The 13,926-nt window shown below is 73.7% G+C and carries 7 protein-coding genes and 3 pseudogenes; 3 read left to right on the top strand and 7 right to left on the bottom strand.

Annotated elements, in window-relative coordinates; genetic code table 11:
* Nucleotide 1 precedes the first annotated feature (1 nt).
* Nucleotides 2-2,101, bottom strand: coding sequence for a DUF4139 domain-containing protein (locus tag BKD26_RS05505; protein WP_084896388.1), 2,100 nt, complete (start codon nt 2,099-2,101; stop codon nt 2-4).
* Nucleotides 2,102-2,138: 37 nt separating this feature from the next.
* Nucleotides 2,139-2,876, bottom strand: a complete 738-nt coding sequence (locus BKD26_RS05500) for a LysR substrate-binding domain-containing protein (RefSeq protein WP_277622348.1) — start codon at nt 2,874-2,876, stop codon at nt 2,139-2,141.
* An 8-nt stretch (nt 2,877-2,884) separates the two neighbouring features.
* On the opposite strand from BKD26_RS05500, the pseudogene BKD26_RS05495 reads away from it, so the two are divergent.
* The 3 genes and pseudogenes from BKD26_RS05495 to BKD26_RS05490 all read left to right on the top strand — a co-directional run.
* A pseudogene (locus BKD26_RS05495) lies at nt 2,885-3,223 on the top strand (DMT family transporter); the annotation flags it as partial.
* Nucleotides 3,220-3,516: a hypothetical protein gene (locus BKD26_RS42210; protein ID WP_347104296.1), complete on the top strand. Its 297-nt coding sequence runs from the start codon at nt 3,220-3,222 to the stop codon at nt 3,514-3,516. The pseudogene BKD26_RS05495 and the gene BKD26_RS42210, both read left to right, overlap by 4 nt.
* Nucleotides 3,517-3,603: 87 nt before the next feature.
* A complete protein-coding gene (locus tag BKD26_RS05490; RefSeq protein WP_347104294.1) occupies nt 3,604-4,524 on the top strand; it encodes an MFS transporter in 921 nt (306 codons plus the stop codon).
* Here BKD26_RS05490 and helR read toward each other — a convergent pair whose 3' ends face one another.
* The 5 genes and pseudogenes from helR to BKD26_RS41945 form a co-directional block, all read right to left on the bottom strand.
* Nucleotides 4,525-6,672, bottom strand: a complete 2,148-nt coding sequence (gene helR, locus BKD26_RS05485) for an RNA polymerase recycling motor ATPase HelR (protein WP_084896384.1) — start codon at nt 6,670-6,672, stop codon at nt 4,525-4,527.
* A 139-nt stretch (nt 6,673-6,811) separates the two neighbouring features.
* Nucleotides 6,812-8,047 carry a glycosyltransferase gene (locus tag BKD26_RS05480; RefSeq protein WP_084896383.1) on the bottom strand — a complete coding sequence of 412 codons (1,236 nt, stop codon included), beginning with the start codon at nt 8,045-8,047 and terminating at the stop codon, nt 6,812-6,814.
* 237 nt (nt 8,048-8,284) lie between these two features.
* A pseudogene (locus BKD26_RS05475) lies at nt 8,285-8,485 on the bottom strand (DUF4396 domain-containing protein); the annotation flags it as partial.
* Between the two features lie 97 nt (nt 8,486-8,582).
* Nucleotides 8,583-11,543, bottom strand: coding sequence for an AfsR/SARP family transcriptional regulator (locus BKD26_RS41110; protein ID WP_241518565.1), 2,961 nt, complete (start codon nt 11,541-11,543; stop codon nt 8,583-8,585).
* Between the two features lie 57 nt (nt 11,544-11,600).
* A pseudogene (locus BKD26_RS41945) lies at nt 11,601-13,916 on the bottom strand (AfsR/SARP family transcriptional regulator); the annotation flags it as partial.
* Between the last annotated feature and the right edge of the window lie 10 nt (nt 13,917-13,926).

The following is a 13,926-nucleotide window of genomic DNA, read 5'->3' as shown; positions in this document are numbered from 1 at the left end:
GTCAGCTCCTGCGGTTGCCGCCGACCAGGGCCTTGCCGGCCGGGATGCGGATCTCGTAGCCGCCGTCGAGGGCGGCGGTGCCGCCGGCGGGCAGGTTCACCCGCCAGACGCGGGTGCCGGGGGCATGGTCCTCGGGGCCGGCACCGTCCTCGGGTGCCGTCCAGTCGGCCCGCTCCTCGATGCGGACGTCCGGTTCGGAGGTGACCGGCACCCGCTCGTGGACTTCGACGGTGACGGGCCTCGCGAGCCGGTTGGCCAGCTCCACGTGGACGCGGTGGTCGAGCACGGTGGTGTTGCCGCGCAGGCCCGAGGCCGACTCCCGCAGGTTCGTACGGCGGGTCACCCGGACGCCCTCGGCCGGCCCGAGCCCCACCCGGCGGACACCGCCGGGGGCCAGCGTGGGCAGTGCGGCGGTCAGCAGGAAGTCGTCGTCGACGGTGACCTCCACCGGGCCGGCCAGCAGAGCCTGGTCGGTGGCGTTGGAGAGCACCAGCGTCGCGTACACGGTCTGCTCCATGGACGGCACGCAGAGGTACTCGGTGCGCAGCCCCACCGGGATCTCGCCGACGCTGATGGTGTGCCAGGTGCCGTCCGACGGGATGTCGGCGCGGGCGGTGGCATCGAAGCGGTGGTCGAAGGAGCCCGCCGACTCGCGGGGCCGCACGGCGTGTCCGGGCAGCGGCAGCGCGGCCACCGCTTCGGCGCGGCGGCGGTACTCGGCCGCCACCGCGTCGAAGGGAGAGCCGGGGAACAGCCTTCCTCTGCGGCCGCCCTGCTCGTCGGGGCCGCACAGGACGAGGGCGGCGTAGTCGAGCTCGGCGCCGCTCGGCTGCGGCGGGCCGACCGCCGGTGCCGGTGCCGGTGACGAAGACGGTGGCGGTGACGAAGACGGTGGCGGTGGCGGCGCGGCCCGGCCAGGAGCGGCGGGCGCCATGGCGCCGGGAGACCCCGCGAAGGACCTGCCGCCGGTACGCGGCCTGCCGCCCGGTCGTGACCGAACCGGCTGCGCGCGGTCGTCCGGGGCGGCTCCGTCCGCGCCGCCGGGCACCGGGTGTGCGGTGGCCGGCCCGCCGTAGCCGAGTGGTGCCGGCGGCGGTGGCGGAAGGGGACCGGACGCGGAGCCGGCCCCGACAGCCACCGGTGCGGCCGTCGCGGCAGGGCGAGGGCCGGCGGCGTCGTACCCGGTGAACAGGTCGGCGAGCCCGGCCGGGGGCTCGCGCCAGCCGGAAGGCGCGGGGGCGGGCTGTCGGCGTCCGATCCGGAGGGAGCGGAGCCTCGGCAGGTCGGTGCGGCGCCGCAGGTCGGCGGTCGCCAGGCCGATGCGTACGCCGCTCCAGTCCTCGCCGGTGCGCTGCGCGACCGAGGCGCGCAGCACCAGATGGCCGGTGTCGTCACCCTGACGGTGGGTGAGACGGTACGCAGGCACCCAGACGGCGCCCGGCACCCCGTACTCCAGCTCCAGCTCCACCTCCCCCTCCACCACCGTCTCCGCGTCACCGGTGCCGTCGAGGGTCAGCACCGCGGAGACCGTGGTGTCCACGTGCGCCGACGGTGCGTCGGTGGAGGCGCGGGAGAGCCTGTCCGTGGCGACGGTGAACTCGTGCTCGACGCGGCGCAGCGCCTCCTCCAGCTCGACGAGGCGCGTGTGCAGTCCCGTCAGCCGCTCGTCGACGAAGTCGGCGAGCTCCAGCCACGCGTCGACCGGGGTGCGGCGGTGCGGGTCCTCGCGCTTGCGGGCCGACGGGACCGGACGCAGGGCCCGGACCTCCTCGATCAGGCCCAGCTGCCGGTCCCGGCGTCCCTGCGCCGCCGCGTACTCGTCGCTCAGCCGCTCGACCTCGCGCCGCAACGCGTCGGGCGTGCCGGTGTCGAGCGGCTCGGCCTCGACATCCACTCGGGCCTCGGTGACGCGCACCCCGGGGGCGCTCAGGACCCGGGCACGCAGTGAGCCGGGGTCCACCGAGCGGGGCAGTCCCGTCACCCGCACCCGGCCGTCCGGCGGCACACTGCCCCGGGCCAGGCGGCGGCAGACCGCGCCCTGCGCGTACACCACGACAGAATCGAGGGTCGACCCCCACCTTGGTGCTCTCTCAGCCGTCATGTGCTCCGCCCCCTGCCGCGTCCGTGCTGAGCGAAGCCTACGCCGGAGCGGTTCGCGCATCGGGGCCGAGTCCGGATGTGCGAGGCCGGCTGCGCATGGGCACGTCCCCGAGTGCGGCGAGCAGTCCGCGGAGCGCGGGCCTGTCCAGGGACGTCTCCCGCACCGCCGCGTGAATCACCCTGATCGGTTCCGGCTTGCGCACCTTGCGTACGACGACACCCGGGTGACGGTTCGTCAGCCCCATGGCCGGGATGAGGCTGATGCCGAGGCCGGCGGCCACGAAGCCCTGTGCCGTCGCGTAGTCCTCGCTCTCCACCACGAAGTCCGGGCTGAAGCCCGCCGCGGCGCAGCCTTCGACCACGGCGTCCAGGCAGGGGCCGGGCCCGTCGCCGCGGACCCACGGCTCGCCGGCGAGGTCGGTCAGGTCCAGCACGCGTTTCGCGGCGAGCCGGTGCCCTGTGGGCAGGATGGCGCGGTAGGGGTCGTCGAGCAGATGGACGAAGTGAATGCCCTCGTGGAGCCGGCCGCGTGGCCGGACCACCACGGCAAGGTCGGCCCGGCCTTCCGTCACCTCGGGCAGCGGGTCCTGAGGGTCGGTCATCCTGAGGTCGACCCGTATGCCCAGACCACCGGACTCCTGGGCGGCGGCGCGTTGGCCCTGCTCGGCGCGTCGGCGAGCTATGCCGTCGGCTTCGCCTACATGGGGAGCGGGCTGACCGGCGCGGCACCGACCCCCTTGCTCTCTCGGCCGCGCAGCTCGTCGCCGCCACGGCACTCGCCGCGCCCGCCGTGCTGGTCGACGGCGTGACGCCCGTCGACCTCGACGTGCGGGGCGTAATGGCCGTCGCCGTCCTCGGGATCTGCAGCACCGGATTCACCTTCTACCTCAGCTACCGGCTCATCGCGGACGAGGGAGCCACCAGCACGGCCACCGTCGGGTACCTCCTGCCGGTCGTCTCGGTGGGGCTGGGGGCGATCGTCCTCGACGAGGAGCTCGGGCCGCGGGTCATCGTGGGGGCGGCCGTCGTGCTCGCCGGCGTCGCGGCGACGCGATGGCGCAAACGTCCGCCGTCGCCCTCGCACCGGGCCGGCACACCGGCGCTCGAGGCTCCGGGGAAGTGAGCGCGATGCGACACCGCTGGTGCCGACACGCCCGCCGGTCGCGGGCGGAAGAATCCCAACAACCCGACTCCCTCTGGCGCATACGCGACTTCCGTACGTTGTTCACCGCGACCCTCCTCAGCCAGTTCGGCACCAACACCGGGTACGTCGCCGTCCCGCTCATAGCCGTGTCCGCGCTCGACGCCACTCCCGGCCAGGTCGGCGCACTCGCCGCGCTGAGCACCGCCGCCTTCCTGGCCCCGGCCTCCCGGCCGGGGCCTGGGTGGACCGGATGCGCCATCGCGGCGTGCTGATCACCGCGGATCTGACCAGAGCCGCGTTGTTCGCCTCGATCCCCCTGAAGCTGGTGGCTGGACACCCTCACGCTCGGCCACCTTTACGTGGTCGTGCTGCTGACCGGCTGCGCCACCGTGTTCTTCGACGTCGGCTCGCAGAGCGTACTGCCGCACCTGGTCGGCCGCGACGGCCTCGTACGGGCGAACGCCGCGGTGGTGAGCCTCATCGCCGCCGGCAATGTCGCCGGACGGGGCGCGGGCGGAGGGCTCGTCCAACTGCTCACGGCGCCCGTGGCCGTGGCGTGCGCGGCGGCGGCCTGTCTGGCCTCCGCTCTGCGGCTCACCGCCGTGCACCGCACACCCGTACCGACCCCGGCTCTCCTCGGAAAGCCCGCCCGGTTGTCGGCTCAGATCGCCGAGGGACTACGACACGTCTTCGGCAACCGGGAGCTCAAGGCCCTCGCCGTCACCGCGGCCCTCAGCAACCTCGGCTCCCAGATCATCAACACCATGCTTCCCGTGCTGTTCGTCCGCCAACTCCACTACCCGGCCGGCGTACTGGGCCTCTTCTGGGCTGCGGGTGGAGCCGGCCTCCTCCTCGGCGCCCGCTGGGCCCGCCCCGTTGCCACGCGCCTCGGCCACGGTCGTGCTCTCGGCATCGTCGGCCTGTGCCTGGCGCCCGCGGGACTGCTCGTACCGCTCGTCGACCACGGTCCCTGGCTGTGGCTGGCGGGGACGGGCTGGCTGCCGGCCCTGTTCAAGACGGGCATGGACAACGTACTCGGTGTGAGCCTGCGCCAGCACATGACTCCGGACCACCTCCTCGGCCGGATGAACGCCACCTTCCGCTTCCTGCTCACCGGCGCACTCGCCATCGGTGCCGCCGTGGCCGGCCTGATCGGCGAACTGACCACCGTGCGTACCACCCTGTGGGTGGGTGGTGCCTTCCTGGCTACGGCGTTCCTGCCCGCCTTCCTTTCTCCCGTCCGTGCACGGCGCTCGCTGCCGCAGCAACAACGCTCCTGATCATCCGGATGTGAGGATGACGAGTTGCCTGGTCGCTCGGGTCATCGCGACATAGCGGTCCACCGCTCCTTCGACACCCGTGCCGAACGCCTCCGGGTCGATGAGGACGACCAGGTCGAACTCGAGCCCCTTCGCCAGCTCGGGGGTCAGCGACCGGACGCGGGACGTCGCCCGGAACGTCGGATCGCCGATGACGCAGGCGATCCCGTCGGCGTGCGCGGCGCGCCAGGTGCCGAGGATCGAGCCGAGGTCCGAAACGGATCCGTGTACGACGGGGACGTCACCGCTGCGGATGGAGACCGGCACATTGGCGTCCGGGAGCACCGCGCGGATGGCCGGCTCGGCTTCCGCCATGACCTGCTCCGGTGTCCGGTAGTTGATGCTCAGGGAGGCCACGGTGATCCGGTCGAGCCCGATCCGCCCGAGCCGTTCCCGCCACGACTCCCTGAATCCGTGCCTGGCCTGGGCTCGGTCCCCGATGATGGTGAAGCTGCGGGACGGACAGCGCAGCAGCAGCATCTGCCACTCCGCGTCGGTCAGTTCCTGAGCCTCGTCCACGACGATGTGCGCGAACGGGCCGGCGAGCCGGTCCGGGTCGGCGCCGGGCAGCGCGGACTCGTCGATCAGGCTGTCCCGCAGGTCCTGTCCGCGCAGCATCGTCACCGCTCCTTCACCGTCGTCATCGGCCGCCAGTACGTTGTCGATGACGCCGGCCATGCGCTCGCGTTCGGCGGCGAGAGCGGCGTCGTGCCGGCGCTTGCGCCGTGACGCCTCCGGGTCGCCGAGCCGCTGCCGTGCCGCGTCCAGGAGCGGCAGGTCGGACACCGTCCAGGCCTGGGCGTCCGCGCGCCGCAGCTTCCGCACGTCATCGGGGCCGAGCCAGGGAGCGCACTTCCGCAGGTAGGCGGGTACCGACCACAGATCTCCGACGAGGTCGGCCGCTTCGAGCAGCGGCCACGCGCGGTGGAGGGTCCGGGTCAGCTCTTCGTCCTGCAGCAGCGACGTTCGGAAGAGATCGGGCGGTACGTCGCCGTCGAGCTTGCCCATCAGGATCGTGACCAGTTCCTCCCAGATCTGGTCGCGCGCCTCGTTGTGCGGAGTCCCCGGTTCCGGTGCTTCGAACGCCTCGGCCCAGTCATCGGCGCCCAGGTGGATGTCCGCCCAGTCGGTGGTGACCGTCATCCCCTCGGTGGGCGGCTCTTCGTAGAACCGGACGGCCGTCTCGATCGCCTTCACCATGGTCACGGACGACTTCAGGCGGGCCACGTCCGGGTCGGTCTCGACCGCCGCTCCGGCTCCCTCGGCGACGAGGTCCCGCAGGATGCACGTCTGCACGCCCTCCTCTCCGAGGCTGGGCAGGACGTCGGCGACGTAGTCCAGGTAGGGCCGGTGCGGGCCGACGAACAGCACGCCGCCCCGACGGTGCCCGAGGCGGGGGTCGGAGTGGAGGAGGTACGCGGAGCGGTGCAGAGCGACGACCGTCTTCCCCGTACCCGGACCGCCGTCGACGACGAGAGCGCCGCGGGATCCCGCCCGGATGATGGCGTCCTGGTCGGCCTGGACGGTGGCGAGCACGTCTCGCATCCGGGCGGACCAGTTGCTGCCCAGACTGGCGATGAAGGCGGACTGGTCGTCGAGCGCGGCATGCCCTTCGAGCCCGTCGGCGGTGAACACCTCGTCCCAGTAGTCGCTGACCCGGCCGCCGGTCCAGCGGTATCGGCGGCGGCTCGCCAGACCCATCGGGCTGGCGTGGGTCGCCGCGAAGAACGGCTCGGCCGCGGGGGAGCGCCAGTCGAGCAGCAGCCGGCGCCCCGCGCTGTCGGTGAGGCCAAGTCGTCCGACGTACACGGGCTCGGGGTCGTCCGCGCCGACCATGTGTCCGAGGCACAGGTCCAGACCGAAACGGCGCAACGCGCGCAGGCGACCGGTCAGCCGGTGGATCTCCACGTCCCGCTCCATCGCCTCCCGGCCGATGCCGCCGGGTGCCATGCGCTCGGCATCGAGGCGATCGGACAGTTCGGCGATCGCCTGCTCGAGGCTCTCCGCGACGGCCGCGAAGTGCTGCTCGTCGCCGGCGATCAGCGCCGGGTCGGCCTTGGGGGAGAGGTGGTCGGGAAGGTCGAACGCGCTGGTGGTCAGGGTGTTCATGTCATCGGCTCCGATCTGAGGTCGCTCGCGACCATGGCGCGCGCAGCAAGGTGTCGGGCCCGCGGCCGTTGTCGGTTCAGGTCGCCACTGGTGTGCGGGTTCTGGTGTTCCGGGTCCCGGCTCGACGATTCCGGGTGGTTCACGCGGACACCGGCGGCCGTTCCCGGCCGACCGTGTCGAGCAGCAGCCTCGCCGCCACCGCCGCGCCGTCGGCGCGGATCGTGCCGGCCACGGCCCTCGCCCGGTCCCGGGTTCCGGGCGTCAGGGCCGACGTGAGTGCGGCGGACAGGGACTCGGTGGTCGGGGTCGGACCGTCGTGTGCCGTGCCGATGCCCAGTTCGGCCACCCGGCCGGCCCAGTACGGCTGGTCCACCGCCTGGGGCACCACCACCTGGGGCGCGCCGGCGCGGGCGGCGGCCGTCGTCGTACCGGCACCACCGTGGTGGACGACGGCGGCCACCCGGCCGAACAGTGCCTGGTGGTTGACCTCGCCGACGACGAAGCAGTCGTCCCGGTCGTCGATCGGGCCCAGGTCCGCCCAGCCGCGCCCGACCAGTGCCCGGCGGCCCTGTGCGCGGATCGCCTCGACGGTCACCTGGGCGACGTCCTTCGCGGCACGCATGGGCATGCTGCCGAAGCCCGCGTACACCGGTGGTGCGCCGGCGTCCAGGAACGCCGACAACTCGGCCGGGAGCGGGCGCTCGTCCGGCAGGATCCACGCTCCGGTCTGTACGACGTCGAGGTCCGGCGTCTCCTGCCACGGGTCCAGGGCCGGGTCCGTCGCCAGCCACGGCCGGTCGCCCATGACGTAGTCGCGCACGTTGTGCACCGGTGGCAGACCGATGGACGCCCGGGCGGTGTTGAGCGCCTCACCGAACAGCACGTCGATGCTGTGGGCGTCCAGGTCCCACAGCCTCCGGTTGTCGGTCACCCCCGGCGGGAACGGCCGGCCCGGATACGCCAACGGCGGGTGGTGCGGCGACGGCAGGGTGAGCTGCTGGAAGGTCGCGTACACATAACGGATGCCCAGCTTCTCGGCCACCGACCGCGCGCCGGCCGCGGCCGGCATCACACCGGCCGCCACCAGCACGTCGCATCCCTCGGCCGCCGCGGTGACCGCGTCCAACTGACCGGCGATCAACTCGGCCGCGTACCGGGGCAGGGACGACGGCGGCGGCGCCGCGGTCGTCAGCGCGCGCGCCGACCGGCCGAAGGGCACGAGCGGCACACCGACACCGGTCAGCCGCTGCGCGAAGTCCTCGTCGGGCGGCGCGCACACCCGCACCTCCGCGCCGAGTGCCCGCAACCGCACCGCGAGCCCCACCAGTGGTTCGACGTCCCCGCGCGACCCGTACGTCGACAACAACACACGCATGTCGTGACTCCCCCATGTCCATTGGTCCTGGCTCAGGCCGGAGATTCTGCGCCACGAACCGGGTCTTGCCGCAAGCCCCCCGGTGCGCTATACGTTGAGAGTGGAAAGGAGTGGGTACTCCCCTTTCCCACGCCTCTCCCGTCCGCCCGTCACCCACGTGGTGCATTCGCCGGGCGCGCTCAATACGCCGCTGTTCCCCCGGCCTTCGCCACCCGTACCGCGGCGGGACGTCCGACGTCAGTGGCAGGCGTGGACGACGGCGTGCCCTTTGCCGCGGTCGCTCATCCACTTGTTCAGCGGCGTCGTGATCACGAAGGCACGGCAAAGCCGCCCAGCAGCGCTCCCCAGAACAGCCCGTCGGACAGGTGGGCGTCCAGGGCGCCGGGGGTGAGGGCGGTGATCAGGTTGTCCATTGAGCTCCATGACGGCGATGGACAATGGGCTGTCTCGTGGCCGAGGCGAGCCGAACCGGATCGAGCGAGAGACCCGCATACGCCGTAAACACCGCATACGGGCGACCCGCGTGGGCTACGTGCTAGGTGCTCCGGAAGCCGGTCGCGGCATTCGCCAGCAGGTCGCGCAGCTCGCCGGCCTCGGCGGAGCCCAGCTCCTCGTAGACGGTCAGCGCCTCCTGCCAGCAGGCGCGGGCGCGGTCGTTCTGGCCGAGGGCGTGGAGCGCGCGTCCAAGGACCACGACCACGTTGGCGCGCCGCCACTCCCCGCCGAGCCCCCGGAGAAGGGACAGCGCCTGCTCGGCATGGGCCGCGGCCTGCGCCGGGCGGTGGGCGGCCAGGTCGACCTCGGCGAGACGGTAGAAGGAGAGCCCCTCCCACATCCGTTGGCGGCCGTTGTGGAAGATGTCCCGGGCCTGCCGGAGGACCGTCGTGGCCTCGTCGTACCGAGCGGCCTGCGTGAGTGCGAGGCCCAGGGCGTAGCGGGCGTTCGCACCGCGCAGGGAGGTGCCGAGGAGGTCGTAGAGGGCGACACCCTGCCGGGCCAGGCGGAGCGCCTCGGAGGTCCGGCCCCGCGCCAGATGGACGCGGGAGAGGTCGCAGAGCACCCTCGCCTCACCGGGACGGTCGCCGTCGGCCCGGAAGGAGTCGAGGGCGACCGAGTAGTACGCCTCGGCGTCCTCCGCCCGGTTGTGGTGGAGGGCGATCGTGCCACGGAGGTCCGCCGACCAGCCGGCGGCCGGCACGTCCCCGGACACCCGGGCCGCCTCCGCCGCACCGGTCGCCGCGGTGTCGGCCTCGTGGAACCGTCCCGCGACGAGCTCGGCCTGGGCCAGGCACAGCAGGGCCCGGCCCTCGGCCTGTGCGTCCCCCGCCTGCAGGGCGGCCTCGCTCAGACCTCTCACCACTCTCTCGTACGGTGCCGAGGCGGCGCCCGACTCGGCCAGCGCCAGACATGCCCACGACGTGTCCACCGCCCGGCGCAGGAACGAGGGGCTCGTGGCGCGACGGACCGTGGCGAGCAGACAGTCGGCCTCGGTGAACAGCCAGTCCAGTGCCGCGCCCTCGTCGGCGAAGGACAGACCCGGGTGCGTCGTCGGCTCCAGGTGGTCGACCAGCCGGTCGCCCGGGTGCTGGATCGCGTACACCCCGGCCGCCGTGGACAGGTAGAAGTCGAGCAGGCGGGAGAGGGCCGTCTCGCCTTCGCCCGGGGGGTTGTCGGCCCGTTCGGCGCACGCGCGCGCGTAGAGGCGGAGGAGGTCGTGGTAGCGGTAGCGCCCTGGTGCGGCCGACTCCAGGAGGCTGGCGTCGACCAGTGACTCCAGCAGGTCTTCGGCCTCGTGGTCGGACAGACCGAGGACGGCGGCCGCGGCGGCCAGGGAGATGTCCGGGCCGTCGGCGAGGCCCAGGAGGCGGAAGGCGCGGGCCTGGACGGGTTCCAGTTGGGCGTAGCCGAGTTCGAAGGTGGCCTTGACCGCCAGATCGCCGGCCTGGAGTTCGTCCAGCCTCCGGCGCTCGTCCGCGAGTTTGGCCGCCAGTACGGAGACGGTCCAGGTGCGGCGCGCCGCCAGGCGCGAGGCCGCGATGCGGATGGCCAGCGGCAGGAAGCCGCACGACGCGACCACGTCCAGGGCAGCCGCCCGCTCGGCCCCGACCCGCTGCTCGCCGACGATACGGGTGAAGAGCTGGAGGGCTTCCTCCGGGGACATCACATCGAGGTCGATCAGATGAGCACCGGCCAGATCGACCATGCGGACGCGGCTGGTGATGAGGGTGGCACAGCCGGCCGTGCCGGGCAGCAGCGGGCGGACCTGGGCGGCGCTGCGGGCGTTGTCGAGCACGACCAGGACGCGGCGACCGTGCAGGGTCGCGCGGTAGAGGGCCGACCTCTCTTCGAGGGTGTCGGGGATGGCCGAGTCGGGCGTGCCCAGACTTCGCAGGAAGGCGCCGAGGACGGTCTCCGGCTCCGCGGCCCGGTGACCGGCCCCCTGGAGATCCATGTACAACTGGCCGTCGGGGAAGTGCGGGCGGACCTGGTGGGCGACATGGACGGCGAGGGTCGTCTTGCCGACCCCGCCGATGCCCGCCAGTGAGGAGATGGCCGCGACGGAGCCCTCGGCCTCGGCGGCGCTCGTCAACCGGTCGGCCAGTTCTTGCAGGAAGGAGCTTCGGCCGGTGAAGTCGGGGACCGTCGCCGGAAGGTGGCTCGGGCGAGCCGGGGTGGCCGGTCGTTCCGGTGCGGCCGCCGTCGTGGTCATCAGATCCGCGTCGGCCCGGAGGATGCGCTGCTGGAGCGCCGACAGTTCGGGGAGCGGGTCGACACCGAGCTCGTCGGCGAGCAGGCGGCGCGTGTCCGCGTACACCGCGAGGGCCTCGGCCTGCCGGCCCGAGCGGTACAGCGCCAGCATCAGCAGTTCGCGCAGGCGCTCGCGCAGCGGGTGCCGGGCGGTGAGCGCGGTCAGTTCGGAGACCGCCTCGGCGTGTCCCCCCGCCTCAAGGTCCAGGTCGAGCCGTGTCTCCAGAAGTTCGAGACGCCACTCCTCCAGGCGGGAGCGGTGGGCCTCGGCGTACGGCCCGGGCACGCCGGCGAGCGACTCGCCGTCCCACAGGCCGAGGCACTGGTTGAGCAGCTCCCGCGCCCGCCGCGGATCACCGGCCTCCCGGGCGTCCTCCGCGTGTGAGGCGAGGGCATGCGCCACGTGGAGGTCGAGTGCGTCGTGGCCGACACGGATGAAGTACCCGCCGGATTCACTGACCAGGACTCCCGGGTCCAGGACCTTGCGCAGCCGGGAGGCGTAGGTGCGCACGGCCGCGAGGGCTTGGGAGGGGGCATCGCGGCCCCAGATGGCGTCGATGATTTCGGCCGCGGTGGTCGTTCGGCCCTCGCGCAGCAGCAGGACGGCCAGCAGGGCCCGCTGCTGTGGTGAACCCGAAGGGAGGGCTACGGAGCCGCGCCAGGCCCGTACGGGGCCGAGCACGCCGAAGTGGAGCCCTTCGGACGGTGGCCCGGCCGGTGTGGTCGCCGGGGGTGGTGGGGTGACCAGGGCACGCCGGCTCACCCGCAGGTCCTCGGGGCGCACGCCGTCGACGATGCGCTGGTGCAGTTGCCGGAGCTCGGGGCCCGGTTCGAGGCCGAGTTCGTCGCGGAGGAGCCGGCGGGTGTCCGCGTACACCTGCAATGCCCGGACCTGCTGCCCGGCCTGGTAGAAGGCCGTCATCAGCAGGGCGCGGAACTGCTCGCGCAGCGGATGTGCGGCGGTCAGGGCGGTGAGTTCCGGGATCACCTCGGCGTGGCCTTCGAGCGTCAGGTCGAGTTCGATACGGGACTCGACGAGCGTGAGCCGCCACTCCTCCAGGCGGGTGCGCTGAGTCTCGGCGTACGGGCCCGGTACGCCGTCGAGGGGGTGCCCCCGCAGCAGCTCCACCGCCTCGCCGAGGAGGCGCCGGGCGCCCGCGAGATCGCCGGACGACTGCGCCGACCGTGCTGCCGCGTGCAGTCCCTCGGCCTCCGTGAGGTCCAACGGGACGGCACCGTCCGCCTGTTCGGCCATCAGCCGGTAGCCGCCCGGCGTACGGTCGATGACGAACCCCGAGGGTGCGAGGGTACGGCGCAGGCGGGAGAGGTAGGCCTGCACGGTGGGGGAGGCGGACGGCGGGGCGTCCTCGCCCCACAGCGCGTCGATCAGCTCCTCGAGCGTCGCCCGCCGGCCTTCCCGCAGCAGCAGCGCCACCAGGACGGCCCGTTGCCGCAGTGGCCCCATGGGCACCGCCTCGTCGCCCCGCCGCGCCAGCTCCGGCCCGAACACGGTGAACCGCAACGGCGCGGCGGCGACGCCGCGCCGCTGCGTCGCGACGGTGTCGCCGGCCACGTCCACCGGCGCCCCGTACAGCCGGTCCAGCACGGGACTCACCAGCACCGCGAACGCCGTCGTCCCCTGTGTGAGCCGCGCGCTGCCGTGCGGGTCGGCGAGCAGTGCGGCGAAGTCGGGCATGCGGCCCAGATACGGTTCGAGGGCCTGGCCGACCGCGTCGACCACGTCGAGCGACTGCTCGGTGCTGAGCCCCCCGGCCAGGAGTTCACGGACGCCGGGCCTGAAGTCGTACAGGAGGTCACCGGCGTCGCCCCCCGCCACCCTCGGCAGGAGGCGGCCCGGCGACTCCCCGCCGTCCAGCGGCTGGAGCAGCCCGCCCAGAAGCACCTCCGCGACGACGGCCGATGTGGTACCGGGCAGGGTCGCGATGCGGACCAGCTGGATGACGGGGGCGCTCAGCGGCCTGATCGCGGAGAGCCGCACGGCCAGCCGGTAGGCGTCCGGCGAGAAGGACGCCCGGAAACGTTCGAGGAGCTGCTCCGGAGTGCGCGGCGGTGTGTCACCCTCGGCGGCGGTGACGGGCGGCGTGTCGGCGACCAGCACGGTGTCCAGCAACCGCGGCGCCCCCGGCCGGGTCAGCAGCCGCGCCCACGTCCCCAGCGAGGCGGGCGAGAGCGCGGCCACCGGCACCGGCAGCCGGCCCGCGGGCCGTTCGGCGGTGGCGCCGTCGAGGGGGTCGAGCACGCCCAGTTCCCCGTTGCGCGCGAACGGGCGGCCGGCGACCAGGAGGTGGGGCCGCGCGTCGAACGCGGTGCCGCGCCACAGGCGGCGCGGCAGCGGCGACAGGACCACCAACGGGCCGCACCGTTCCCACGCCGTGAGGAAGCGCGCCGCCGCGGACTCCCGCCACGCGGCGTCCACGCCGTCCGTCACCAGGAAGGTGAGGGGCGATTCGGTACGCGGAGTGGTGGCCGGCCGGTGCCCCTCGCGCAGGTCGAACCGGTGGACGTGCACCGACCGGAAGACACCACCACGTTCCAGCAGGCGCCGTACGTCCCGTACCAGCGGCTGCCACACCCGCATCGACGGCGCGTCGTCCACGAGCAGCACGGCCGTGTGCCGCAGCTCCTGCTCCGGCCGGTCGATCACATCGAGGACCCCCGACTCGGCGGTGACCCGCACCGTGGCCTCGATGTCCGCGACCGTACGGAGCCGGTGGTCGCGGTGGCGGCGCAGTGGGCGCAGCGCACGGGCCAGGCCCTGCATGCCCGGCAGGGCGCGCGGGCCGGGGGCGCGGACGGCGCGGGCGCGGGGGCCGGCCGCCGGGCCCTCGGCCCCGTCGGCGGTGAACAGGGCGTGCGAGCGCGCCGGCCGCCCCCCGGCGGGCTGCCGGGAGCGGTCCGGGAGAGCGGAGTCGAGGGGCTCGGAAGGCGGTACGGCGGTCAACGGGCCGTCCCCGCCCATGGGTTCCGGACCCGGCTGCCCACCCCGCCCCCCGCCGGTGGGCGCCGGGGCGCCGTCCCCCTCCCGCGTCGCGCCGCCGTCCATGGCACGGGCCAGCCACAGGATGTCGAGGAGCTCGGGACCGCCGAGCTCGTAGCCCATCCCGTCGAGG

The sequence above is a fragment of the Streptomyces sp. CB03238 genome (assembly GCF_002099185.1).
GTDB lineage: Bacteria > Actinomycetota > Actinomycetes > Streptomycetales > Streptomycetaceae > Streptomyces.
This window is presented reverse-complemented; position numbering and strand designations above follow the sequence as displayed.